27 protein-coding genes and 1 pseudogene are annotated in these 24,794 nt (G+C 38.6%); 11 read left to right on the forward strand and 17 right to left on the reverse strand.

The window, feature by feature from the left end; translation table 11 throughout:
* Nucleotides 1-2: 2 nt before the first annotated feature.
* Together Q0K35_RS03835 and Q0K35_RS03840 are read right to left on the reverse strand one after the other, a co-directional pair.
* Nucleotides 3-425 (reverse strand): GNAT family N-acetyltransferase, encoded by a 423-nt coding sequence (locus tag Q0K35_RS03835; RefSeq protein WP_294561355.1) that lies wholly within the window; start codon nt 423-425, stop codon nt 3-5.
* Between the two features lie 104 nt (nt 426-529).
* Nucleotides 530-922, reverse strand: a complete 393-nt coding sequence (locus tag Q0K35_RS03840) for a hypothetical protein (protein WP_294561356.1) — start codon at nt 920-922, stop codon at nt 530-532.
* A gap of 280 nt (nt 923-1,202) precedes the next feature.
* Between Q0K35_RS03840 and Q0K35_RS03845 the strand changes: the two genes are divergently transcribed.
* Together Q0K35_RS03845 and Q0K35_RS03850 are read left to right on the forward strand one after the other, a co-directional pair.
* Nucleotides 1,203-1,772, forward strand: coding sequence for a hypothetical protein (locus tag Q0K35_RS03845; RefSeq protein ID WP_294561357.1), 570 nt, complete (start codon nt 1,203-1,205; stop codon nt 1,770-1,772).
* Between the two features lie 58 nt (nt 1,773-1,830).
* Nucleotides 1,831-2,151 carry a hypothetical protein gene (locus Q0K35_RS03850; RefSeq protein WP_294561358.1) on the forward strand — a complete coding sequence of 107 codons (321 nt, stop codon included), beginning with the start codon at nt 1,831-1,833 and terminating at the stop codon, nt 2,149-2,151.
* A 199-nt stretch (nt 2,152-2,350) separates the two neighbouring features.
* Here the strand turns inward: Q0K35_RS03850 and sufB are convergent, their stop codons facing one another.
* From sufB to sufC, 5 genes are read right to left on the reverse strand one after another with little or no spacing between them, the layout of a single operon-like run.
* Nucleotides 2,351-3,745: a Fe-S cluster assembly protein SufB gene (sufB, locus tag Q0K35_RS03855; protein WP_294561359.1), complete on the reverse strand. Its 1,395-nt coding sequence runs from the start codon at nt 3,743-3,745 to the stop codon at nt 2,351-2,353.
* Between the two features lie 3 nt (nt 3,746-3,748).
* Nucleotides 3,749-4,186, reverse strand: coding sequence for a Fe-S cluster assembly sulfur transfer protein SufU (gene sufU, locus Q0K35_RS03860; protein WP_294561360.1), 438 nt, complete (start codon nt 4,184-4,186; stop codon nt 3,749-3,751).
* A gap of 13 nt (nt 4,187-4,199) precedes the next feature.
* Complete coding sequence (locus Q0K35_RS03865) at nt 4,200-5,429, reverse strand: aminotransferase class V-fold PLP-dependent enzyme (RefSeq protein WP_294561361.1); 1,230 nt, start codon at nt 5,427-5,429, stop codon at nt 4,200-4,202.
* Nucleotides 5,426-6,205, reverse strand: a complete 780-nt coding sequence (locus Q0K35_RS03870; protein WP_294561362.1) for a SufD family Fe-S cluster assembly protein — start codon at nt 6,203-6,205, stop codon at nt 5,426-5,428. Before Q0K35_RS03870 ends, Q0K35_RS03865 begins: the two co-directional genes overlap by 4 nt.
* 1 nt (nt 6,206) lies before the next feature.
* Complete coding sequence (sufC, locus tag Q0K35_RS03875) at nt 6,207-7,037, reverse strand: Fe-S cluster assembly ATPase SufC (protein WP_294561363.1); 831 nt, start codon at nt 7,035-7,037, stop codon at nt 6,207-6,209.
* A 235-nt stretch (nt 7,038-7,272) separates the two neighbouring features.
* Between sufC and Q0K35_RS03880 the strand changes: the two genes are divergently transcribed.
* Together Q0K35_RS03880 and Q0K35_RS03885 are read left to right on the forward strand one after the other, a co-directional pair.
* Nucleotides 7,273-8,259 (forward strand): peptidylprolyl isomerase, encoded by a 987-nt coding sequence (locus Q0K35_RS03880; RefSeq protein ID WP_294561364.1) that lies wholly within the window; start codon nt 7,273-7,275, stop codon nt 8,257-8,259.
* 11 nt (nt 8,260-8,270) lie between these two features.
* On the forward strand, nt 8,271-9,149 hold the full coding sequence (locus Q0K35_RS03885; RefSeq protein WP_294561365.1) for a hypothetical protein: 879 nt from the start codon (nt 8,271-8,273) through the stop codon (nt 9,147-9,149).
* 119 nt (nt 9,150-9,268) lie between these two features.
* Here Q0K35_RS03885 and Q0K35_RS03890 read toward each other — a convergent pair whose 3' ends face one another.
* The 4 genes from Q0K35_RS03890 to nifJ all read right to left on the reverse strand — a co-directional run bounded on the left by Q0K35_RS03890 (nt 9,269) and on the right by nifJ (nt 15,557).
* Nucleotides 9,269-10,687, reverse strand: a complete 1,419-nt coding sequence (locus Q0K35_RS03890) for an LTA synthase family protein (protein WP_294561366.1) — start codon at nt 10,685-10,687, stop codon at nt 9,269-9,271.
* An 80-nt stretch (nt 10,688-10,767) separates the two neighbouring features.
* Nucleotides 10,768-11,145, reverse strand: a complete 378-nt coding sequence (locus Q0K35_RS03895) for a transcriptional repressor (RefSeq protein ID WP_294561367.1) — start codon at nt 11,143-11,145, stop codon at nt 10,768-10,770.
* A 71-nt stretch (nt 11,146-11,216) separates the two neighbouring features.
* The gene (locus Q0K35_RS03900) at nt 11,217-11,993 is read right to left on the reverse strand and encodes a hypothetical protein (RefSeq protein WP_294561368.1); all 777 of its coding nucleotides are present in this window, start codon (nt 11,991-11,993) and stop codon (nt 11,217-11,219) included.
* 54 nt (nt 11,994-12,047) lie between these two features.
* Complete coding sequence (gene nifJ / locus Q0K35_RS03905; RefSeq protein WP_294561369.1) at nt 12,048-15,557, reverse strand: pyruvate:ferredoxin (flavodoxin) oxidoreductase; 3,510 nt, start codon at nt 15,555-15,557, stop codon at nt 12,048-12,050.
* A 239-nt stretch (nt 15,558-15,796) separates the two neighbouring features.
* Between nifJ and Q0K35_RS03910 the strand changes: the two genes are divergently transcribed.
* The 6 genes from Q0K35_RS03910 (at nt 15,797) to Q0K35_RS03935 (ending at nt 19,540) form a co-directional block, all read left to right on the forward strand.
* Nucleotides 15,797-16,168, forward strand: a complete 372-nt coding sequence (locus Q0K35_RS03910) for a hypothetical protein (protein WP_294561370.1) — start codon at nt 15,797-15,799, stop codon at nt 16,166-16,168.
* A complete protein-coding gene (locus Q0K35_RS03915; RefSeq protein ID WP_294561371.1) occupies nt 16,104-16,499 on the forward strand; it encodes a DUF975 family protein in 396 nt (131 codons plus the stop codon). The genes Q0K35_RS03910 and Q0K35_RS03915 overlap by 65 nt, the downstream gene beginning before the upstream one ends.
* Nucleotides 16,468-17,181, forward strand: a complete 714-nt coding sequence (locus tag Q0K35_RS03920) for an SDR family NAD(P)-dependent oxidoreductase (RefSeq protein ID WP_294561372.1) — start codon at nt 16,468-16,470, stop codon at nt 17,179-17,181. The genes Q0K35_RS03915 and Q0K35_RS03920 overlap by 32 nt, the downstream gene beginning before the upstream one ends.
* Nucleotides 17,182-17,243: 62 nt before the next feature.
* Complete coding sequence (locus Q0K35_RS03925) at nt 17,244-18,134, forward strand: hypothetical protein (RefSeq protein ID WP_294561373.1); 891 nt, start codon at nt 17,244-17,246, stop codon at nt 18,132-18,134.
* A 10-nt stretch (nt 18,135-18,144) separates the two neighbouring features.
* A complete protein-coding gene (locus tag Q0K35_RS03930; protein WP_294561374.1) occupies nt 18,145-18,987 on the forward strand; it encodes a hypothetical protein in 843 nt (280 codons plus the stop codon).
* A 1-nt stretch (nt 18,988) separates the two neighbouring features.
* Entirely contained in the window at nt 18,989-19,540 is a 552-nt protein-coding gene (locus Q0K35_RS03935; protein ID WP_294561375.1) for a hypothetical protein, read from the forward strand.
* 57 nt (nt 19,541-19,597) lie between these two features.
* On the opposite strand, the gene Q0K35_RS03940 is transcribed toward Q0K35_RS03935, so the two are convergent.
* From Q0K35_RS03940 to Q0K35_RS03950, 3 genes are all read right to left on the reverse strand, one after another.
* Nucleotides 19,598-20,524, reverse strand: a complete 927-nt coding sequence (locus tag Q0K35_RS03940) for a 1-phosphofructokinase family hexose kinase (RefSeq protein WP_294561376.1) — start codon at nt 20,522-20,524, stop codon at nt 19,598-19,600.
* A 123-nt stretch (nt 20,525-20,647) separates the two neighbouring features.
* Complete coding sequence (locus tag Q0K35_RS03945) at nt 20,648-22,207, reverse strand: hypothetical protein (protein ID WP_294561377.1); 1,560 nt, start codon at nt 22,205-22,207, stop codon at nt 20,648-20,650.
* On the reverse strand, nt 22,200-22,907 hold the full coding sequence (locus tag Q0K35_RS03950; protein WP_294561378.1) for an ABC transporter ATP-binding protein: 708 nt from the start codon (nt 22,905-22,907) through the stop codon (nt 22,200-22,202). Before Q0K35_RS03950 ends, Q0K35_RS03945 begins: the two co-directional genes overlap by 8 nt.
* A 133-nt stretch (nt 22,908-23,040) precedes the next feature.
* Between Q0K35_RS03950 and Q0K35_RS03955 the strand changes: the two genes are divergently transcribed.
* On the forward strand, nt 23,041-23,424 hold the full coding sequence (locus Q0K35_RS03955) for a desulfoferrodoxin family protein (RefSeq protein ID WP_294561379.1): 384 nt from the start codon (nt 23,041-23,043) through the stop codon (nt 23,422-23,424).
* 15 nt (nt 23,425-23,439) lie between these two features.
* Here the strand turns inward: Q0K35_RS03955 and Q0K35_RS03960 are convergent, their stop codons facing one another.
* From Q0K35_RS03960 to Q0K35_RS03970, 3 genes and pseudogenes are all read right to left on the reverse strand, one after another.
* Nucleotides 23,440-23,601, reverse strand: coding sequence for a hypothetical protein (locus tag Q0K35_RS03960; RefSeq protein WP_294561380.1), 162 nt, complete (start codon nt 23,599-23,601; stop codon nt 23,440-23,442).
* Nucleotides 23,579-24,526 carry a transketolase family protein gene (locus Q0K35_RS03965; RefSeq protein WP_294561381.1) on the reverse strand — a complete coding sequence of 316 codons (948 nt, stop codon included), beginning with the start codon at nt 24,524-24,526 and terminating at the stop codon, nt 23,579-23,581. The genes Q0K35_RS03960 and Q0K35_RS03965 overlap by 23 nt, the downstream gene beginning before the upstream one ends.
* Before the next feature lies 1 nt (nt 24,527).
* Nucleotides 24,528-24,794, reverse strand: a pseudogene (locus tag Q0K35_RS03970) (transketolase); the annotation flags it as partial.

A 24,794-nucleotide genomic window follows, 5' to 3' on the forward strand; every position in this document is an offset into this window, starting at 1 on the left:
CTTTAAAGCTTTTTGGTATATGAATAATGACTCTGAAGCATTCCTTGTCTTTCATAGAAGGCATGCGCCCTTTTTCTTCTCTGATTCGTTGCCAGCTCGATCTGTTCACATCCCTTTTCCTTTGCATACTGCTGGGCATATGTAAACAGCTGATGTCCTATACCGCTGCTGCGGGCATCCTGATCAACGATGAGCTCCATGATTTCCATGACCTCATTATGATGATGCCATGGATGAAGACGCTGCAAATGGATCATGCCTGATATCTGATCATTTTCCTCATATACAAAGCATGCATGTCTTTCATCTTTTAAATCATAAAGATAAAGCTCATGAAACCTTTCTTTTGAAAATTGTGTTTCTTCTAATTCACATAATAATTGAAGAATTGCCGATTCATCTTTTTCCTGTGCTTTTCGTATCATACCTGCTCCTTTACCTTCATTAGTATCCTTCATTTTGAATTTACAAAACATAAATATAAACTCTGCTCACTTTTTCATTTCTGTGATTTTTTTATCCGTGATCGTTATCCTCGATTCCTTGATTTCAAATCCGGTTCAATATTTTGATGAAAGTATTCTTCGGCTTCGATTCTGGATTCTTCCACTTCTTTCTTATAATCCGGATCCATAGTAGGTCCGAAGAAAAGAAGTGATTTTTCCCTTAAGCTTTCCGGCTTGATGGGACAGTGAATGATTTCCATCATCTTGGGATCCCATGGACATTGATGGTTTTCAAAGAATGTTTCGGCATCTTTGATTTCTGCGGCATGTTTGGTACGGTCAACTTCCCGCCAGGAAGTTGTGGTAAAAGGAATGTTATTTTCTTTCAGCTGTAAACCAATAATGGCTTTTAGTCCGAAAGGTACGAAGAAATCATATTCTTTTGTTTCGATTTGTATGTCTTTAAACGTAATCATAACGAATAACTCCTTTCTGTTGGTTACATCAATCCGCATCCTGTATCATTATTTATAGGATCAGCATTATATCCATATCTACGATCCTTTACCTATTTAGATTATAAGCATGATTTTTTGTTTGTAAAGAATCTTTTCAGATAAAATTATAAAAAAACTTAATTCATTACTACCACCTTATAACTTGATTTTATCATATTAATTATTATGACAAAAGGCTTTATTTTATTTATATTTTAGTTATTATGTAAGTGAAGGAGATAAGAAAGGAGAATAGCTTATGAAAGAAATGGTAAGTTTAAAAAAAATCCTTATTGGTTTAACTGCCTTGATCATTGCTGTTTTCATATATGCTTTCTTCTTTACAGGAACAAAGACGCAGCCCTCAGGTATGACAATAGATCAAATCAATGAAATGTATCATACTTCTTTTCCTGATACTATTGAAACAACTTCAATAGGAGAACAGGTGGACAAAGCTCTGTTTGGCAAAAAAGTACCTGTTCATGTGGTAGTTTTAGTTACCGGTGATTATTACTGTGAATTTGAAATGACAAAAGGTGAGAATACTTTTTCATCACCAAAAAGTGAATATCTAAAATATGAATTTGAAATAAATGTAGATGATATTCTTATCAAAGCAAGGCAATATGACTATGATACTTTAAATACTGAAGATTCTTATAAACCTACTTATATCTTAATTTTTGATCATCAAGATACTGCTTTCTATGTAAAGATTAGTCCAATGAGTGACTCTTTGTTCACATATGAACAGGATGAAGCAATCAAACCAGAAGAATTAGGGCTTTTGGAAGATTTAATTCATGAAAATATTCTTGGAATATAGAACCTTGTACAATCTATACCAAAAATATGTTTTATTTTCAAATAAGAGAAAGGTTAAAATGCGTAAAATATTCTGTTTAATAATATTATTATTTGTTGGAGGGGCCTTCCTTTTCTTCACAAAGCAAAATAATTCCGATAATATCCGGCCTTATATCTATCCAATTCAACCTGGTACTAAAGAATGGAGTGAATTGGAAAATTTGGATGAAATGATTGATTCCACGACGATACCTAAAAAAATTCTAGAAGAAATGGATACAGCTTCTTTGGTCGAAACATGTATCTCTCATCCATTAATGATTGATCCGGCAGCTTTTAATAATTATCAATTATGGTTTGAGGCACTGCTATCCAAAACAATGCATGAAATGAATTGATGACACGAGATGATGCCAGACAGCGCAGATATAATGAAATTTTATTGAATAGAAATGAATTCAAGTAATAAATAAAATAAGATCTTCAATAATATGTATTTTAATGCGTGTTTTTAATGATGTTGATATGTCCACTTACAGCATATTATTCTTTTTAAAAAAAAGCAGAAATACCACAAATATTTCTGCTTATTTGATATTAACCGATCGATCCGCTCATATCCAGCTTCAGAAGCTGGTTAAGCTCAACTGCATACTCCATTGGCAGTTCCCGTGTAAATGGTTCCAGGAAGCCCATAACGATCATCTGCGTAGCGTTTTCTTTGGTCAGACCACGACTCATCAGGTAGAACAATTGTTCTTCACTGATCTTCGATACCGTTGCCTCATGCTCGATCTGACTCGTTTCATTTTTCATGATATTTGTCGGGATCGTGTCACTTGTTGATTCCTTATCCAAAATCAGCGTATCACATTCAACCTTGCTTTTTGAAAACTGAGCCTTCGGCCCGTGACTGACAAGACCACGATAATTGACCTTACCGCCATTTCTTGATACTGATTTAGAAATGATATTGCTTGACGTATGCGGAGCCAGATGAATCATCTTTGCACCGGCATCCTGAAGCTGATTCTTACCGGCAACGGCAATGGATACCGTAATGCCCTTGGCATATTCTCCGGCTAATACACAGGCCGGATATTTCATATTGATCTGTGAACCGATATTGCCATCGATCCATTCCATCGTCGCATTTTCATAACAGATGGCCCGTTTTGTTACCAGGTTCAAGATATTGCTTGACCAGTTTTGTACCGTAGAATAACGGCATTTCGCATCTTTATGAACAAAGATCTCAACCACTGCCGCATGTAAAGAATCATTTGAATATGTAGGAGCCGTACATCCTTCTACATAATGAACATCAGCACCTTCATCCACAATGATCAGTGTTCTTTCAAACTGACCCATTCTTTCAGAATTGATCCTGAAATAGGACTGCAGCGGCTTTTCAAGCTTCACACCCTTTGGTACATAGATAAAGCTTCCTCCTGACCATACAGCACTGTTCAAAGCAGCAAATTTATTGTCGGCATAGCTGACTAACGTACCAAAATATTTCTTGAACAATTCCGGATGCTCGCGAAGCGCACTATCCGTATCCAAGAAGATAACGCCCTTTTCTTCCACTTCCTTCAGCATGTTGTGGTAAACGACCTCTGATTCATACTGGGTAGATACACCTGCCAGAAACTTCTGTTCTGCTTCCGGGATGCCCAGCTTATCAAAAGTATTTTTGATCGTTTCCGGAACATCCTCCCAATTACGTTCCTGTTTTTCGCTTGGTTTGATGTAATACGTATAGTCATCAAAATCAATATGACTCAGATCAGGTCCCCACTTCTGCAAGGGCATGCTTTTAAACTGGCGATAAGCCTTCAGACGATATTCCAGCATCCATTCAGGCTCATTTTTTTTCTTGGAAATCAGCTCAACGATATGTTCATTCAAGCCTTTTCCCGTATTATAGACACTGACATCTTCATCATGAAAACCATACTTATATTCTTCACTTGGGAATTTATTTTCCATGTCTTACTCACTTTCCTTGATCATTTCTTCAATGGCCTTCCAGCCAATCGTCGCACATTTGATACGATTTGCCTGTTTACCAACCGTATGCATACATACTGCCTCTTCCAAAAGATCCTCATCATAATCTTTACCATCGATCATCGCATGATAATTTTCAATGATCTTATTTGCTTCATCAATCGTCTTTCCTTTTAAAAGCTCGCTCATGATTGAAGTAGATGCGGTTGCGATCGTACAGGCAACACCGTCAAAGCGAATATCTTCGATCACATGATCATGGATCTTCGCTTCGACATAAATATCATCAATACATGAATCAGAGGCCATATGACGACTCATATATGTTTCGTCATGGGTCAGCTCATGATTACGTGGATATTCATAATGATCCATGATAATCTGTCGTAAGACCATTGGATCCTGCATTAAATCATTCATAACAAACTCCTTTCTAAAAGAAGACACCTAAACAGTTTTCAATTGACGCCTGTGAACAGATGTCCACAAAACGATCGACCTCTTCTTTTGTATTATAGAACGTACAGCTGGCTCTCAGCGTTGCACTTGTCTGCAGCTTTTGGGTCAAAAGCTTTGCACAGTGATGACCTGCACGCACTGCCACGCCCTGTGAATTAAAGAAAGTTGCGGCATCCTGTGCAAAGACATCTTTTACATTAAAGGTAATGATACATGCATCCGCATGTGGATTGTATAAGGTGATATTGTCTAATTTAGATAATTTTTCAATCGCATATTCATGTAATTCTTTCTCATAAGCATGAATCTCATCCATACCTATCTGATCAAGATACTGAAGGGCTGCCTTAAAACCGATCACCGCTTCGATCGGCGGCGTTCCGGTTTCATATTTATAAGGAGCTTCCTTTAAAAGCAAATTACCGCACATATCAAAACGGGCATTGCTGCCGCCGCCAAGCATATACGGCTCCATTTCAGACAAAAGCTCATACTTGCCATACATCACGCCTAATCCTGTCGGACCGCACATCTTATGAGCGCTAAATCCTGCGAAATCACAGTCAATGTCTTTAACATTTATTTTCATATGCGGAGCACTCTGGGCCATATCCATCACTACGATGGCTCCTGCCTGATGTGCCAAAGCACAAATTTCTTTCATCGGTGCTTCATAACCTAATACATTTGTAACATGGGCCAATGCCACGACCTTGACCTTGCCGTCAAGCAATAACTGTTTTAAGCTATCGATCGACAAACGGCCTTCTTCATCTAATTCGATATATTTGATGATACAGCCTTTTTCCTCTGCGACCCGCATCCATGGCAGGATACTGGAAGCATGCTCCGCTTCACAGCTCAGAATCACATCACCCTGCTTCAAAAAACGGCTGTAACCGTAAGCAATCTGATTCAGGGAAGCACTTGCCCCGGAAGTAAACACGATTTCTTTTTCATCAGCACCGATAAATCCGGCAACCGCCTTGCGTGTTCCTTCATATTCGCTGTCCACCAGATAGCTCAGCTCATAATCACCGCGGTGTGCATTGGCACCTAATTCCGTATAGTAATGCACGACGGCATCAATGACACATTGCGGCTTGAAGGTCGTCGCCGCATTATCAAAATAAATTAAATCATGTCCCTGCATCTTTCTTTTCAAAATAGGGAAATCTTTTCTAATCTTTTCCACATCGATCATGAAAGGCCCACCTTCTTTTCTATCTTCGAGGTCAGTTCCTCTTTTAATGCTTCATCATCTAAAACAGATGCAATCGGCATCAGATAGCCCACGGTAATCAAACCCAAGGCCTGTGTTTTCGTCAGTCCTCTTGTCTGCAGATAATAAAGCTGATTTTCATCGATCTGTCCGATCGTTGTCGCATGACTCGCCTGTACATCATTTTCATCGATCAAAAGGATCGGTGTGATCTCACAAACCTGATCTTCACTTAAGACCAAGGCACGGCTTGACTGGTGAGAATTGCTGCCATAGGCATTCTTAACGATCTTGCCCGTATCGTTCATCTTAAAGTTTCCTTTTTCATAAACGACCGCATAGTTTTCCATATTGCTTTCAGTATATGGCGCTTCATGAACACATTCAATCTCAAAATGCTTCTTATCACTTACAGCAACGGCACTTCTCAGCTGAAGCACGCTTCCCTCACCCTGTAAATAAATCTTTTGGACACTTTGTACCTCACCGCTGTTGATTTCACCAAGATTCAGTTCCATCTTCGCATCTTTTTTCGCAATGACCACATATTCGCTGTTCAAAGCTTCACATTCATTCCAGAACAATGCTTTGAGATGGGCATTCTCTTCCAACGTGACCGTACATTTCAGATCTATCCTGGATGATGTTGCGATATATAAAGAAGCCTCTGCATTTTTTTCTACATAAATTTCCAGTTCTTTTGATTCATGAGCATATATTTTTTCAAAAGAATGGTTTGTCAGAGTTACTTTCTCCATACTATGCCCCTTTTCTTACTTTAGCGGCACAGCTGCCTATGGATGTAACACCCGTTTTACGAGAAGGTGTTTTTTCACTTACATGGATACCATATTCTTTTTCGATCCAGTCATAGCCTTCCGTATCGATCCTCTCAACCAGGGATTCATCGCCGCTTACGACGATCTTGCCATCGACCAGAACGTGGGCATGCGTCGGTTTCAACAGCTGATAGAAACGGGCATAATGGGAAACGACCAGAAGGGCCATCTTGTTTTCTTTTTGTAGATCGACAATGGCATCTGCCACGATCTTCAAGGCATCTACATCCAGACCGGAATCGATCTCATCCAGCATACTGAAGGTCGGCTTCAACATGCTCATCTGAACGATTTCGTTTCGTTTCTTTTCACCGCCGGAAAAACCTTCATTTAAGAAACGATGAGCCAGATCCGGCTTCATCTGCAGCTTGGCAATCGTTGATTCCATCTCTTTGATGAATTTAAATAATGGAATCGGTTTTTCTAAACGGGCATTGATAGCCGCTCTTAAAAAATCAGAATTTGTTACCCCGGCAATTTCCTGCGGATACTGCATTCCTAAAAATAAACCGGCACGGCTTCTCTCATCCGGGCTCATGCTCAGCACATCCATTCCTTTGAATGTGATGCTGCCCTGCGTTACCGTATATTTCGGATGTCCCATGACAGCAGCCAGCAATGTACTTTTACCGTTGCCGTTAGGGCCCATCAGTGCATGGATCTCATTTTCTTCAATAGATAATGATAATCCTTTCAATATTTCTTTGTCTTCTATCGATACATGTAGATCTTTGATTTCTAATAATGCCATAACTACCTCTCTTTTCTGCTTGTATATTATAATACAATTCTTATAATTCTTCACGTAATATGTTCTATTAATTTTTATCGGATATCATTCGTATTATTCCCATTATAAATAAAACTGTCATCTTCTGTGAAGAAATATTGAAGAATACATGAATTTATCTTGAACAATTGAGATTAAATTGATTTTTACCCCTTTTTATTCTATAATAAACAAGTCTAAATACGAGGAGGACGTTATGATTGAAAAACTAAAGGAAAATTGGTTTGTCGTATTAGTGGCAGCTATCCTGATCGCTGCTGTCGGATACTACACCTATGATACCAACAAAGGTAAACTCCCGGGTAAAAAAGTAGACGGCAAGGATGTCGTCGCATCGATCGGTGATACGAACTATTTTGCCGATGATCTATATCTTGAGCTTTATGGAGATGAAAGCAGTGCAAGCTCTGCCGGTACACAGGTACTGTTCAGCTATTTTGAAAGAGCTGTCGTAGATGCTGCCATCAGCGTAGATGATGAAATGAAGACACAAATTGCCACAGCTGTAACCAGCGTCAAGCAGAGCTATGCCGGACAGGAAGCAACGCTATTGACACAGCTGCAGGCAGCCGGATATTCAAGCTTAGATGATCTTGAAGCTTATTTCACGCATTACTATAAGATGCAGAAGCTGATCGGTGATGCTTATGCCGAAGATCTTGAGAATCTGTTCACACCGATCTATGAAGAAAAGAAGCCTCGTGTCGTTTCACACATTTTAGTAAAGATCAGTGACTTTGACAATATCACCGAAGAAGAACAGGCAAAGCTGGATGCTGTCGATAAGGCATTGGCAGACGGCGAGGATTTTGCGGAAGTTGCCAAGGAATACTCGGATGACGGAAGTGCCAGCGATGGTGGCAATCTTGGTTATATGGATGCTGATACAAATTTTGTGAGCGAATTTAAGGAAGCTGCCTTAGCGGCTGAAAAGGGTGTCGTCACTGACTGGATCAGGACAGAATACGGATATCATAAGATACTGGTAACTGAAACTGATAAAGAGGCACTGATGAACGATGAATCGATCCGTGATGATATTTATGCAGCTATTGAAAGTGCCAATCCGGACCTGAATGCCCAGATCATTTGGGAAGCCGGTCAAAAGCTGGGTGTTGAATTTGCCAATGAAAATGTCGAAAATGCCATTAAATCATATCTCGGCATTGAAGACGAAGAGTAAGGAGGTCCATCATGAAAAAATTATTAACAGTGTGTGCATTTGCCTTACTTGTGACATTAAGCGGATGTAAGGACGCTACTACAAGCCTAAGCGATGGAAATGACGCTTTGATTACCGTAGGAAATACGAAAATCACGAAGAATGATGTTTATACAGGCTTAAAATCAGAAAACGGTGTTACTGCTGTCATTTCAAAGCTGACGGCCTATATCGTTGATCAGGAAGTACCGGTCACAGATGAGATGATGAGCGAAGCACAAGAAACGATGCAAAGCTTTAAAGATACTGTCGGTGAAAGCAATTGGGCAACCTTTCTTGCCAATATGGGGTATGATGATGAACAGCAATATCTTGAAGAAAGAGCTCTTCTTTCCGTTCGTGCCGCACAGCTGACAAGCAAATATATCAATGAAAACTATGATCAGATCAAAGAAACTTATCAGATCAGAAAAGTAAGGATCTTCCAGACTACTGATTCTGCTATTGCTGCAGAGGTTCAGGAAAAAGTGCAGAATGGAGAATTAACGATCCAAGATGCCGTTAACCAGTATGATGCGGTAACTACGACCTATGATGGCAGTGAACAGATCCTGACAAATGCTTCCGGACTTGGCAGCTCGATCTGGGAAAACATCATGGCCGTTACAGAAGACAATACGGTCTTAACTCCATATCAGTACAGCTCGGATCTGTCCAATTTCTATGTGATCGAAGTGGTAAGCGTCGATGTTCCGTTAGAGGAAGCACAAAGCACGATCGAAGGCTTATCTACGATTTCTGATGATGCGTTTGCCTATTATCTGAAAAAGTACAATTTTACCGTATATGATATTGACTTGTACAATGGTATCAAATCACAAAAAGCAAGTTATATCGTTCAAGATAAGTAATACTATAAAAACGTCAATATGACGTTTTTATTTGTTTATAAGCTTAACTATCCAAGACAGCTTTTGTTTTATGGATAGTTTTTTTATTATCTGATTTTTCGTATAAATGAAAACAATCATTATTTTAATATCTTATCCTTAAAATAATTTGATTGCATCCTTAACTGCTGATCCAGCTTTTTTAAGCCCAGCTCTTCAGCCAAGGTTTTCCTGCCGCTGAAAAGACTTACTCCTAATCCCAGCTTATCATTTTCAATTTCCACACCCATAGCATTCAATATCGTAGGATATATATCAAATGCCGTAAAGATACGGTCATGATCCGATGACGTTTCCTTTTGCGCATGGATCCATACATTCATGACCGTACGATCATAATCTGAATCATATGTTTTGTGAATATATTCGGCAGCCATGCTCGTATGATCGCCCATGATAACGATTGTCGTATCTTCATAAAATGGCTGCTGCTTCAGCCAGTCGATAAATTCACCGATCTTTTTTGAACTGCCACGAATGATATTTGACAACTGCTCCGGATATTCCTCTTTGTACTGTCTATCCTTATAACCATAGGGATGATGAGTATCTACTGTCAGCATGGTGAAATTAAATGGCTGATCGCCATTAGCCAAACGAAGTATTTCTTCCTTGGCAAAAGCAAACAGCTTTTCATCTTCATATCCCCAGAAGACATGATAATCACTTGGAAGCTTCTTTTCCTTATATGCCTCTTTCAAATCAAAGATACGATAATGGCCATGCGTATCGAAATAAAATTTTCTGCCTCCGAATAAAGCATCTGAACCAATGAGATATTCTTGCTGATAGCCCTCTTTTTCTAAGATATCACCTAAGGCATAAGCTTGCGGCAAGAAAGGTTTGCCTTCTGAAAAGCGATGAGTCGTCAAAGGCACGGTTAAAGGAATACCACTTGTAGAAGCTACGATACCGCCGGTCGTCCAACCTGTTCCCGCAACGACATGATAACCTCCCAGCTGCTTCTGATGAGAGAAATTCAAATTCTCCTGTGCAAGCGTGCTGATTTCCGGAATAAGATCTTCTTTATAATCTCCCCCTTTATCCTTTGACGAATACGTTGTTTCCAAAGATTCTACGTATAAAAGGATCAGATTTCTTTTCTTAGATGGAAAGGTGATCTTGACATCCCTGCCATCCACATAATATTTCTCATATAGATCACTTTTTTTAAACTGGTTGACGATAAAACCAAAAATACCCACTTTAGCCGCTCCATATAATATGCACACGATAAGAATACATATAGCTGCTAACGGATAGTAACGGGCATATGTATCATTTACATTTGGTATCAGTAAAATCAGCGATATCAAACATGCTTTCATGAAGCATTTTTTTAACCAGTCAACCATAAACTGCTTATTCGTTCCTTCCAAAGGAACCTTTAAATGAAAAATGATCTGTTCAAAGCAGGATAAGCCAAAATAACTAAAGGCCCATCCGGCAGAAATCGCTAATGTCAATCCAACCAATATCATGAAAAAATATCCTATCATCCTATCACCTTCGCTTTATTATACAACGCTTTATTGATCCCTGCCAGAAAATTTCAAAAAAAGATGATCTGCAGATCACCTTAATTGTTTTGATTCCGGCATTCCTTACAAATGCCCTTATATAACACCTCAACCTCATTGACCTTAAAATCATCATCAAGAAGCGTATGACGTTTTTTAGGATACCTTGCCTCAACATCAATCAGCTTTCCGCATTTTACACAGTAGGCATGATCATGAGAAGCCATACAAAAATCATAGCGATCCTTCATATTCGACATTTCTATCTTACGAATTTTTCCTTTCATCGCAAATGTATTCAAATTACGGTAAACGGTTGCCAATGAAATATGAGGATCAATGGCCATCAGCTCCTGATGTATCATTTCAGCTGTAGGATGATCCGTACGATTCATAACAGCATTTAATATCATTGTTTTCTGTCTTGTCTGTTTCATATTATCATTCTACTTGTAAATGAACATGATGTCAAGAATGATACCTAAAATGAAAGCGATTTTATGCCTTTTTATTCACCCCTGCGATATTTTACGATAAGATAAAGAGTTATATAAAGAGCAATAAAGGTACAACCAAGCAGAGGAAAATATAACCGTTCTGACAACACCTGTACAGATGGATGACTGAAGAAACATAATATAATGAAAAGAAATAGACTTGCCATTGAAACAAATATATAAAACAAAGAATGATCTTCCTTTATTTCAACTGTTCTTGATACGGTCCGTTTTCTTTCAAGAAGCATGCGCAATTCATCCTCATGCTCATACCCCTTCATCATCAGATATGTCCGACGGATAATTTTTTCATGAGCATCCTTGATTCTGCAGACAAGAGCATAATGATGCCGCCATTCACGCAAACTGTCTACTTTTATGATTTCAATTGCTTCTTTGGGAAGCTCATCATATTTCTCTATTCCCTCTTTGATTTCTTCCAGACGCCGATATGTTTCTACGGCCATATGAACATAACCTGACAAGCCTCTGTGGAATCTGATATGCATCGAAGCATCAATGATATACAAATGATCCTGATGCATACAGAAAAGAAGGGTATTTTTTTTTGAATAACGTCCAAGCATGAAAGCCAGCCGGATGATCAAGATAGTTATACCAATACAGACAAGCAAAAGAATCAGTGGTTTATATTCTGAATTTTGAAAAATCAAAACAGTTGAAATGATGAGCAAGAAAGCCAATATCATGATTCCCATGAAAGAGCCCGGCATGACGAGGGCATAATGATTCTTATTTTTTAATTTTGGAGGCATCCACACTCTCATAAACTTCTCCTTTATCAAACAAATAAAAGGCGAGGTTCTCCTCGCCTTATTCTATTATTCCTGTGACAGCTTTACTAAGCGGTCATAGCGTTTCATGGCATCTTTCTTTGTCTTTTCAAACATTTCATATGCTGTAGCTTCGCCTCTGACCTTTGGCAGCTGAGAGTAACGTGTTTCACTCATCAGGAAGTTATTAAATTCATCAAAGTTAGGAGCCTTGGAATCAATCGTCAATGGCTTTTCATTACGTGGGTCATAACGGTAAAGTGTTACATAACCACATTCAACAGCCTTTGCCTGAGCTCTTTGATGATTGCTTAAGCCACCCTTGATACCATGTTCAACACATGGAGAGTAAGCAATGATCAATGATGGTCCGTCATAGCTTTCAGCTTCTTTCAATGCCTTCAATGTCTGAGCCTTGTTAGCACCCATAGAAATAGAAGCTACATATACATGACCATAAGCCATTGCAATCTGTCCTAAATCCTTCTTAGCCGTAGCTTTTCCACCAGCTGCAAACTTAGCAATTGATGAAGCCTGGCTTGATTTAGAAGACTGTCCGCCTGTATTTGAATAAACTTCTGTATCAAGTACCAAAATATTTACATTCAGGTCATTGGCCAATACGTGATCCAATCCACCGTATCCGATATCATAAGCCCATCCGTCACCACCAACGATCCAGATTGACTTGCCAACCAAATCTCTTTCATAATCAAGAAGTTCTTTTACAGCTTCATTAGCACTGGCTTTTACACCACTGATGATCGGTTCAACCAATTCTCTTTGAGCATCACGGTTATTGCCGGCTTCGATATATTTCGTAAAGACATCTTTTAATTCAGGTTCAACATTTTCCATGTTGTCTTCCATGATCTTCAAGATTCTGGCTTCCTTGAAGTTCTGAGCCAATGCCATACCATAACCATATTCAGCATTATCTTCAAACAATGAGTTTGCCCAAGCAACACCATTACCGTTTTTATCATTTACAAATGGTGTAGAAGGTGTACTTGAAGAATAGATCATAGAGCATCCTGTGGCATTTGCTACCATCATATCCTTACCAAACAGCTGAGATACTAACTTATAGTAAGGAGTTTCACCACATCCCGGACAAGCTCCGGAAATTTCAAAGTAAGGCATCATGAACTGGCTTCCCTTTACTGTATCAGTAGAGAAGTACTGAGTCTTATAAGGTGTATGCTTGTAGAGGTAATCAGCCAATGGTACCTGATCCAGCTTAGCATTGACATCAACCATCTTCAATGCCTTATTGCCACCCTTGCCAGGACATTCAGTTACACAAAGTCCGCATCCGACACAGTTATCCGGAGATACCTGAATACGGTACTGCAGATGTTCAACACCCTTGCCCATAGCTTTGATCGTCTTAAATTCCATTGGAGCATTCTTCACTTCATCTTCTGTCAGCAAGAACGGACGAATCGTTCCGTGAGGACATACATATGAACAGAAGCCGCACTGGATACAGTTATCAGGTTCCCAAGTAGGTACCTGAACGGCAATCGTTCTTCTTTCTTCATAAGAAACATTGTTACGGATAGAACCATCTAACAGGTTATACTTCGTAAAGGCGCTAACCGGCAAATCATAGCCTTCCAGATGATTGATCGGTGCAACATGCTTATCAAAGTATTCATCACCGATTGGCTTTCTTCCTGAATCATATTTCAGATCAGCCCATTCAGGCTTAACAGGAATTTCCTCTAATCCGTCTTTACCGGAATCAATTGCCTTATAGTTAGCCAAGACAATATCTTCACCCTTTTTTGAGTAAGACTTCTTAGCAGCTTCCTTCATCAATGTTACAGCTTCATCATAAGGCATGATCTGTGTATTCAATGCAAAGAAAGCAGACTGCAGGATCGTATTGGTTCTTCTTCCCATACCGATTTCCTGAGCGATCTTCGTTGCATCGATAATATAGAATTTAGCTTCTTTCTTCGCTAAAGTAGCCAATAAACGATTTGGCAGATGGTTTTCCAGCTCTTCCTTCGGGAATGTCGTATTCAATAAGAATGTACCACCCTTTTTCAGATTGCTTACCATATCATATTTGAATACATAAGCATCCAATGAGCAAGAAATGAAATCTGCATTGTTGATGTAATAAGTTGAACGGATCGGTGATTTACCAAAACGCAAGTGTGAACGTGTTACACCACCGGCTTTTTTAGAGTCATAAGCAAAATATGCCTGTACATACTGATCTGTATGGTCACCGATGATCTTGATCGAGTTCTTATTGGCACTTACCGTACCGTCAGATCCCAAACCATAGAACAAGCAGGATGTATAATCACTCTTAACTTCAAAATCCTTATCAACCGGCAATGATAAATGTGTTACATCATCGTTGATACCGATCGTAAATTCATCCTTTGGCGTATCCTTTGCCAATTCATCATAAACAGCCTTGATCTGATTTGGAGCCGTATCCTTAGAACCTAAACCATAACGTCCGCCGATGATCGTTAGATCCTTGTGATCCTTCAATGCATTCAATACATCCAAATACAATGGTTCACGGCCACCCATTTCCTTTGTACGATCCAATACTGCGATCTTCTTAACTGTAGAAGGTAAAACAGCTGTCAGATACTTCGTAGAGAACGGACGATACAAATGAACCTTGATCAAACCAACTTTTTCACCGTTGGCAACCAATGTATCGATCGTTTCCTTGATCGTTTCTGTAACTGAACCCATCGCAACGATGATACGTTCAGCATCTTCAGCTCCATAATAAGTAAATGGTGCATATTCACGTCCTGTTACCTTGGAAATTTCTTTCATGTATTCCGCAACGATATCAGGAACCTTTGCATAGTGTTCGTTCTGAGCTTCTCTTCCCTGGAAGAAAATATCATCGTTTTCAGCACCGCCACGTGTAACCGGATTGGTATGTGGATTTAATGCATGTGCCTTATAAGCAGCCAATGCTTCACGATCTAACAGACGATCAAATACTTCATAATCCATCACTTCTACTTTCTGAATTTCATGAGAAGTACGGAATCCGTCAAAGAAGTGAATAAATGGTGCATGTGCCTTGATAGCGGCCAGGTGGGCAACACCTGCCAGATCCATCGCTTCCTGTACGGAATGACTTGACAACATGCAGATACCTGTCTGACGGCATGCATAGATATCTTCATGATCACCGAAAATATTAAGAGCACGTCCGGCAATAGCTCTGGCAGCTACGTGAATAACTCCCGGCAGACATTCACCTACCATCTTATAGATGTTCGGAATCATTAACAATAGACCTTGACTGGCAGTAAAGGTAGTTGACAATGCCCCTCCTTGCAAAGCACCGTGTACAGCTCCGGCAGCTCCGCCTTCTGACTGCATTTCCACGACTTTTACAACGCTGTCAAAAATATTTTTACGGCCCTGAGTGGCCCATGCATCAACAACTTCTGCCATAGTTGATGATGGTGTAATAGGGTAAATCGCCGCAACTTCTGTAAACGCATATGCGCAATGCGCCGCAGCGTTATTACCATCCATTGACATAAATTTCTTTGTCATGCTAATCCTCCTTAATTTCCTATTCTATTATAGACCCAAAGAGGTTATTTTGAAAGAAGATTTTTAGTTTTTTTGTGTTTTTTAAATATCCTTTATATTCCATGCGGCATCTCTAATTTTTTTTGATTTTTCACCGGTTCCAAAAAAAAAAGACAACATTTCTTACAAAAAAGCCATTTTTGATTCCTTTTCCATTAGAATCCGTTATAATAAAGATAATGAAAATAAGGAGGAATACCATGTTTATACGCAGCGAATTAAAACAGCGTGCTAAAGACAGCATCCATCGCAATCTCTTGATCGTAATCGGTACCTGTCTTGTTGCCTCAATATTGACTTCTTCTTACTTTGGAACACAAGTCAACCTTGATACGGGACAGTATTATTTCAGAATGGGGCTGGGTGATTTCTATGTCATTTCTTTAGACTTCATCACATTAGCAATCTCTGCTTCTTTAGCCATAATCATATCCTTGATATCAATGGTCTATACGATTTTTATTTCAAATCCGCTCAAGGTAGGTATGGTACGATGTCGTAAAGGTCATGCTGCTCAGGGACATCTATACTTTCCTGTGGACGCTGCTTTTTATCATTCCGGGCATTTATAAATCTTATCAGTATTTCATGATTCCCTATATTCTGGCAGAAAATCCAAACATGGATTCCTCGGAAGTCTTTGAAATGACAAAGATGCTGACACAAGGTGTCAAACTAGATATCTTTGTCCTTCAGATATCCTTTTTACCATGGTATCTGTTAGGCATCATTACCTGTGGCCTTGCCATCTTCTATGTGACGCCTTATCAGGAGGCAACCTTATGTGAAGCCTATATTTTCTTTAGAGATAAAGCAATCGATGAAGGCTATTTAGCACCGATCGATGATGAAAGCGAGGTAGAAGTAGAACATGTTGAACCAACAATCGAAGATCTTCATTAGTGGAGCCAGTGATGGTCTTGGCAAAGCCATGGCGTTAGAAATCGCCCATCGTGCTCCTGCACAGCTGGCCTTATGCGGACGGAATGAAAAAAAATTACGTCAGGTCATTCGCGAAATCAATGACATCAATCCTGAAGCCAAGGTCCTTGCCGCTTGTTTTGATGCCAGCGATTCACAGGCATGTACGCAGTTTGCCAACCATGTATTAGATACTTTCAAAGAAATCGATATCTTGATCAACAACGCCGGAGCCAATGTCAGAAAAGCTCCTGTTGAGGAAATCGACTTAGATGAATTACGCTATATGTTTAACTTAAACTGTGTTTCTCATCTTGCCTTTATACAGGCTTTCCTGCCTAAGATGAAAGAAAAAAAGGAAGGATTGATCATGAATATCCTTTCAAGTGCCTGCCTATATGACAATATCAATATGGCAGCCTATACCGCAACCAAACAGGCCATGAAAGCCATCCACAAAGCTCTTGTAAAGGAAGTACGCGAGGATAATATCAAGGTCAGTGCCATTTATCCCGGCGGCATCAATACAAATTTCAGAGAGCTTGATCGTCCGGATTATCTCAATGCGCAAAAGCTTGCGAAAGTGCTCGTAGATGTGGTAGAAATCGACGATGGGGTCGTACATGACCTTGTGCTTCGGCCTATGGCAGAAAGCAATTTTTAAAATCGGCAGCTTCGCCGATTTCTTTTTAAATCTTTTTCGTTTATAATAAAGGAGGTGGTTGTATGAAAAAGATAGTGTACTATTATTTTCTTTTGCTTATTGTCGTTACGATCTTAGATATGATCAATGATAATATTGATTTTTTTATGAACCTTTTTATTGCTTTGTTCATTCTTTTTATCATAATGATCATCATAAGTTATATCGAAAAGAAAAGACATCCCGATGAATACAATCAACGCCTTAAAAACAGAGAAATGGAAAAAGCATTGTTATTGCTTGTGAAAAGCAAAGAAATTCTCAAGGTCAATGACTCTATCATACTTCAAGGCAGTGGTCAAAATTTAAAGAATGTGAACATTCTTTATAAAGATAAAGATCTATGCTCACTTGCTGTATATAAAAAAGATTATCCTCAACAATATCAGATGCTTTTAGAAAAAGTATATCAGATATTCAACGCTTCCTCTTTTCAGGATGGAAATCAGCCTTTAGAGAAAAAAGAGGATACCAAAGCCTTGTTGTTCAGTGATGAGATTTCAGAAATCGACCGTTTCAATGACGATATTCCCGATGAAACCGTTTCTAATGTTCTTGATGAATGCAGCACACATCTAAAAAAGCTTCAACAGCTGCTTGCAGATTATCCTCAAGAAAACGATAAGATCAAAAAGCTTCAACAGCATTATCTGCCTCTCCTCATGGATATCCTTGAACAATACTGCAAGATTTCCCAGGTAAGCGGAGAAAGTGAAGAAGCAAAAGAAAAACTGACAAAAACGATCGATCTGGTGAATACCGCCATTCAAAATATTACCTTCAGCTTATCTGAAAAGGATGAGCTAGATATGAATGTGAATATGAATGTTTTAGAAGATTTATTAAAGAAAGACGGATTGATCGATGACCGTTTGACTTCTTCCATGGAAGAGCTATACAAGAAAATAAAATAAGGGGGAGCTTATGAAATACAAAATTCCTATTATCATTATCATGTGGGTCATATATGGTACGCTCAATGATTATCTGACATTTTTAGATTATGATCTGATTTCCATGATTCCTGTCATAATCACCATATGTCTGATTTTTGATTTTTATCCAAAATCTCTGCGTTTCAATAAATACCGCAAATTAGAAAAAAGTGTCCTTAAAAAATTAGATTCCAAAAACCCTTTTGATGTCAATGATCATATTCAACTTGTGAAAAACGGGGAAGAATTTTCAGATATCGAGGTATATTATAATAGTGAACGAATATGTGCCTTATATGAATTTAAGGAAAAATATCCTGATAAATACAAAGCTCTCTTAACCAGTATCCTTGATACCCAAATCAAGATACCTGAAAAAGAAAAGCCCCGGGAAAAAAAGACTCTTCCGTTTGAAGGTACGATCGAAGCTATTGATTCCTATAATATCGACATTACGGATGAAGAGCTTTCACTGGGACTTTATAACTGTACCAACCAGCTGAAATATCTTCAAAAACTGTTGATCGAATATCCTTTGCAGAATGAAAAGATCCATAAGCTTGATGAGTATTATTTACCTATCCTTTTGGATATCCTTCACAATTATTGTAAAGTGAGCAAGACAGATGAAGCTGTTGCTTTGAAGAAGAAATTAAATCAGACATTGGTCTTAGTCAATGAAGCTATCAAAAATATTACCCGTTCATTATTTGATGAAGAAAAATTAAATTTAAATGTTGATATGAGCGTATTAGAGAATTTATTGAAAAAAGACGGACTGGTTGTTGATGAGATGAACAAGGATCAGTTAAAGGCATTTATGGAGGAATAGTATGAACAGGAATAACAATAAAGATCTTTTTGACACGATCGATGATTATTTTTCACAGATCAATGGTGAAGAAATCGCACAAAAGGTATCCAGCAGCGTGGATAAGCTTTCTAAAAATATCTCTGATACGATCGAAGATTCTTTGAAAAATAACGGCTACAACAATTTTTCCGAGTTCGTGGAAGGTGAATTTCGTGATAAAAAAGGCAGTAAACCACATTTTTCTAAATTTTTAAAAGAATATTCCTCTCGTCTTGAATATGTCAAGGAAGCCATTTCCAATGTGGAATATGAAATCAAGTATAGAGGTTATTTTAAAGAAGGACATCAGGAAGCATTACATGATATCCAATTACTTTTAGATAACTATACCGATAATCTGGATGATTTAGGAAAACGTATAAAAGCACAGATCAAGGAAATCAGACTACGCAGCTCCCATTATAAAAAAGCTTATGTCAACGGCTATATCAATGGCTGTGAATATGTACAAAAAGCCATACGACGCAGCAAACGCTTTATGATGGATAAAATTCTTGCGGAAATCATTTGATTATTAAATAAAGGTTTGACAAAACAGTCAAACCTTTATTACATTATATCCTCATGTTCATTTTCTTTCGATCACGATCTGATCCAGATAAGCACGTACTTCCTCATAGCTCTTAGGATGAGCATTGGAGCGCTGAGAGGCCGCCGCATAGCTGGCTCCTGCCAGACGCAATACTTCCTCATCACGCAGGCCGTTTTCAAGTCCTACGACAAAACCGGCCACAAAAGCATCACCAACACCTACCTTTGATTTGATTTCCAAATTCATCGGAGTACAATGAAGCATCTTGCTTTTCGTAATCAAATAAACTCCCTGATGGTCATGCGAAACACAGAGCATTTCACAATGCTGACGTATAAACTCTCTTCCCATGGAAGCAATTTCTTCTTCGCTCAAGCGAGCATCAATATGATTGATCTTCGCCAGATCCGTACTTGTGATCTTTACGATATCAGGATGTGCCTCCAGGGAAGGCATCAGATATTTCATGCTTGTATCCAGAAATACCAGTGATTCATTTTCCTTTGCAATTTCAATGATCCTCTTATATGTATCCATTCCACAGCCCTTCGGCATCGAACCGCTGATAACAAGGATACATCTTTCATCAAGATGACTTCTGAAAAAATCCAGCAGAGCCTCCAGCTCATCATTCAAAACAAAAGGACCTTCTTCATTAAATTCACTGACACCATTTTCATCAAATACTTTTAAATTTGTCCGTGTGTTTCCAAGTATTTCGATCATATTATGATCGATATCCTCTCTTCTCAGCAGCATCTCGATAAAAGTACCAGCAGAACCGCCCAAAAAGCCGACAGCTACCGATTTATGATTCAAAGCCTTGATATCTCTTGATACATTGATTCCTTTGCCACCCGCATCACTTTCAATATGCGTCAAACGATTCAGCTGATTCAGCTGAATTTTATCAACATATCCCATTTTATCAAGTGCAGGATTTAAAGTACATGTATAGATCATAGGCTCTTCCCCTCCCCTAATTTCTTTTATTTTAGCACGTTCTATTGTACGTTTTCAACTCTTTCTGGAAATATGAGGGATTCCTTCGTATTTTATAAAAGCGCATGCATCAGCATGCGTAATTTATTTAAGTCGAAATCTCTTCGGTGCCAGATGATAGGTCAGAAATAAAGCAAGAATAATATAAACGATCGTCAAGCCGATGACCCAAGCACCAAAATAATGGGAATCGATCCGTTGCATGAATCCATAGCAGATAAAATAGGTCAATGCAGTCATCACCTGATAAAATGGATTTTTCATTTCTACTTCACTGTTAAAAGGCTGCAGCAGATAATAAAGCACCAGATAATGAACAGAAAAGAAAACGGAAAGACAAAGGATCGTTACTGGCAGGATCACATAATCGGATAGATTGGCACTTCCGCCACTTACTGCCAATAGGATTGTCAACCCCAACGCAATCACTCCTGCAGGCCGTAAATTAATGAGAATTAAGCTTTGCAGACGCTGTTTGAACATTCCCAATATTGCAGACGGCTGGCGATAAAAATGATAATGAAGCATCGCATTATCACAGTTGATGAACATTGCCTTCGTGATTGATTCACCGCGATTGATCAGATACATCAAAAACAATGAATAAGGAAGAAAACTGATCAAATATTCATTGATCCCTGCCCTTATCGGTTCCACTGCAGCAACTCCCACGATAAGCAAAGCAATCACTGCTAATGAACCAAGTGCGATCCGATTCGCTGTTTTTGTCAGCAAGCGTTTATGACGTTGAACAAACAAGTAATTTAAATAAGCATAGCCTTTTTTAGAAGTTGTGATATGCTCATATTCAATCTTATCCGTAAAAACTTTATTTCCTTGTTTTTGAACCTGTGTAACATTGAAAATAATATTCTCAGGCTTCAATAATTCTCTGTAAATAGCTGTATAACCATCAAACTTATATAAATAGCCAAAAGCCAATAAACCAAAAATGATCATGATTCCGCAAAGGATATAATAAAGGCTCATTGACATATACATTGAAAAGAATAACGGTACAAAAGCAGCTCCAAGAAAAAGCAGACATAAGGCAAGCTTTAAGATATCTCCTTTATTTTCGTTATAAACCTTCTTCTGACTCTTTTTTAAAAGCAAAGCGCCAAAAATAAATTTGCAGGCAACGACCAATATAGAAAGGCTCAGACAAGAAATAAGATCAAGAGGAATAAATAACTGAATCAAATAAGCTGCAATGGCCATTCCGATAAAATTTTTGAACTGAAAATAAAGAAATTCACTCAAAGCGATCTTTTTAGCATCCATCCTCATCAAACAGATGGCATAATATTTATCCTTTGTAGGATTTAAGATCGAAGTATTCAGCAATCCGCCAATCAGCGTCATAAAAAAGAAAATATGAAAAGAAATCGTTGGATCGACAGACGTTTCCATTATCATGGACGGTAACATAAAAATCAAATAAAGATAAAGCAGCTTCCAAATAAAAAGTGTCACAAATTCATATAGAAAAGACAAGCATTTCGCAAATGTCTTCAGACCTTTTTTCGCATAGACATCATTCGGTATCACCCGTTTGATCAACGGAAAACGTTTTAAATAATATAAAAATGAATTTGTACGATAAACATTTTTTAGCTGAAATGAATAAATAAACTCATTCATCATCTTCACCCTTTAATCTGGAAATGATCTTTTCTTCAAAGGTATCCCGATCTTCTCCATCACGTTCTATTCTTTCCAATTCTCCATGTGTTAAAAGGACGATCTCATCACAAAGATCCAAGGCCAGTTCCATGATATGCGTAGAAAAGATCAAGATATGCTTCCCCGATATATCTTTCAAAAGCTGTTTCATCTGGGCTGCCGCTACAACATCAAAACTTGTCAGCGGCTCATCAAGAAGAAGAATTTTCGGATTAAAGATAATATGCACAAGCATCATCATCTTATTTTTCATACCATGAGAATAATCTTTTAATAAGCGGTCGCGATCTTCCGGATCGATTCCCACTAAATTAAAATAGTCATCAATGCTTTTCAGATCACTGATCTTAGAACGATTGATATCGATAAAAAAATTTAAGAACTCTCTGCCTGTAAGAAAATCAGGAACCTGAGGTGTTGAATAGACATATCCGATATCATCCGTTGTCAGTTTTCTTTCCTGATCATTCTCAATGATCTTCATTTCTCCCTTGTCATAAGGAATATCTTCACTGATACAATTAAAAAGTGTCGTTTTACCTGCTCCGTTTCTTCCGAGAAGTCCGTAGATCTTTCCTTCTTCAAATTCAAAGGTAATATTTTTCAGGACTTCTTTTGAATCAAAGCTTTTTTGAATTCCCTCTAGTTTTAATTTCATAAAAACCTCCATCATCATGTCTTTTATTATAGCTTTATGCCGATCATCATCAAGTTATATTTCTAAAGTGTCATCTGCTTGCATAAGGAAATAAAAGATACTATAATTAAATTGAAAGAGAGGAACAAGTATTATGAAAGACGTAAAATTTTTTAGATGTAATCATTGTGGCAATATCGTAGAAATGATCCATGAATCAGGCGTTCCTATTGTTTGTTGTGGTGAAAACATGCATGAATTGGTACCAAATACCAGTGACGGAGCAGGAGAAAAACATGTACCTGTGGTAAATGTAGAAGGCAATAATGTGGTTGTACGTGTTGGCAGCGTTGATCATCCAATGCTTCCTGAACATTATATTCAGTGGATCTATGTACAGACAAACCTGGGTGGTATGAAAAAATATCTGAATCCAAACGAAGAACCTACTGCTTCATTCAAGCTGGCTGAAGGTGAGAGCGTTGTAGCGGTTTACGAATATTGCAACCTTCACGGTCTTTGGAAAACAACTCTGTAAGCATGAAAAAAGCGATCATTTATCAAAATGATTCGCTTTTTTTTCGTTCAAGGTTTCATCGATTTGAATCGCAATATCCTGATTTTGTTCTTTAAACTCTTCAATCAGGTTTTCATATTCCTCCATCAAATCATTAAATTCACCATAATCTTCATCATCGAGCTTGATCGTTTCCATAATATGCTTCCCTTACCTTCTTTACGATATGTTTTGCATCCAATTCATATTTATCAAACAGTTCAGCAGGCTTACCGCTTTCTCCGAATGTATCCTGAACACCGACCATGATCAGCTTAGCAGGATAGCTTTGGCATAGACATTCAGCTACTGCGCTTCCCAATCCGCCAATAACAGAATGTTCTTCAGCAGTAAGGATCACAGAATGTTTCTTTGCCATTTCTATAATGGTTTTTTCATCTAACGGTTTGATCGTATGAACATTAAGAATCGTCGGTGTAATACCTTCTTCTTTCAATAATTCACTTGCTTTTATTGCTTCCAGCACTTCCAGTCCGGTAGCGATGATCAAAACATCTTTTCCTTCCCGGATCACTTCTGCTTTTCCATATTCATATTGATAATTCTCATCATGTACCTGCTCCGTAGCCAAACGGCTCATACGTACATAGCATGGTCCCTTGATATCTGCTACTGCTTCAATCAGCTGTTCACATTCGATCGCATCAGCCGGCTGGAAGACCTTCATGCCCGGAATCACACGCATCAAAGCAATATCTTCGATACACTGATGGCTGGCACCATCTTCACCAACGCTCAGACCCGCATGAGTCGCACATATTTTTACATTCAGCGCAGGATAACCAATGCTGTTTCTGATCTGTTCATAGGCTCTGCCGCTCGCAAACATCGCAAAGCTTGACGCAAAGACAGTCTTGCCGCTGGCTGCCAGTCCGGCCGCCACGCCCATCATATTACCTTCCGCAATCCCCATATTAAAGAAGATATCCGGCTTTACTTTTTTTACACTTCCTGATTTTGTCGAACCTGAAAGGTCGGCATCTAACACAACAATATCATCTCTTTGCTGCGCTAATTTCATCAGTGCCTTTCCATAGGCTTCTCTTGTCGCAATTTTTGCCATCTTACTCACCATCCAGTTCTTTTAATGCTGCTGCGCATTGCTCAGCATTCGGAGCCGTACCATGCCATGCCGACTGATTTTCCATAAAGGATACGCCCTTGCCTTTGATCGTATGGGCAAAGATCAGCGTTGGCTGTTCTTTGATCGTCTTTGCCTGTGCAAAGGCTTTTTCTATTTCATCATAGTTATGTCCATCAATTTCAATGACATGCCATCCAAAGGCTTTAAATTTCTCATCCAATGGTGATGGATCCATGACATCATGAAT

The sequence above is a fragment of the uncultured Traorella sp. genome (genome assembly GCF_944327115.1).
Taxonomy (GTDB): Bacteria; Bacillota_I; Bacilli_A; order Erysipelotrichales; family Erysipelotrichaceae; genus Traorella.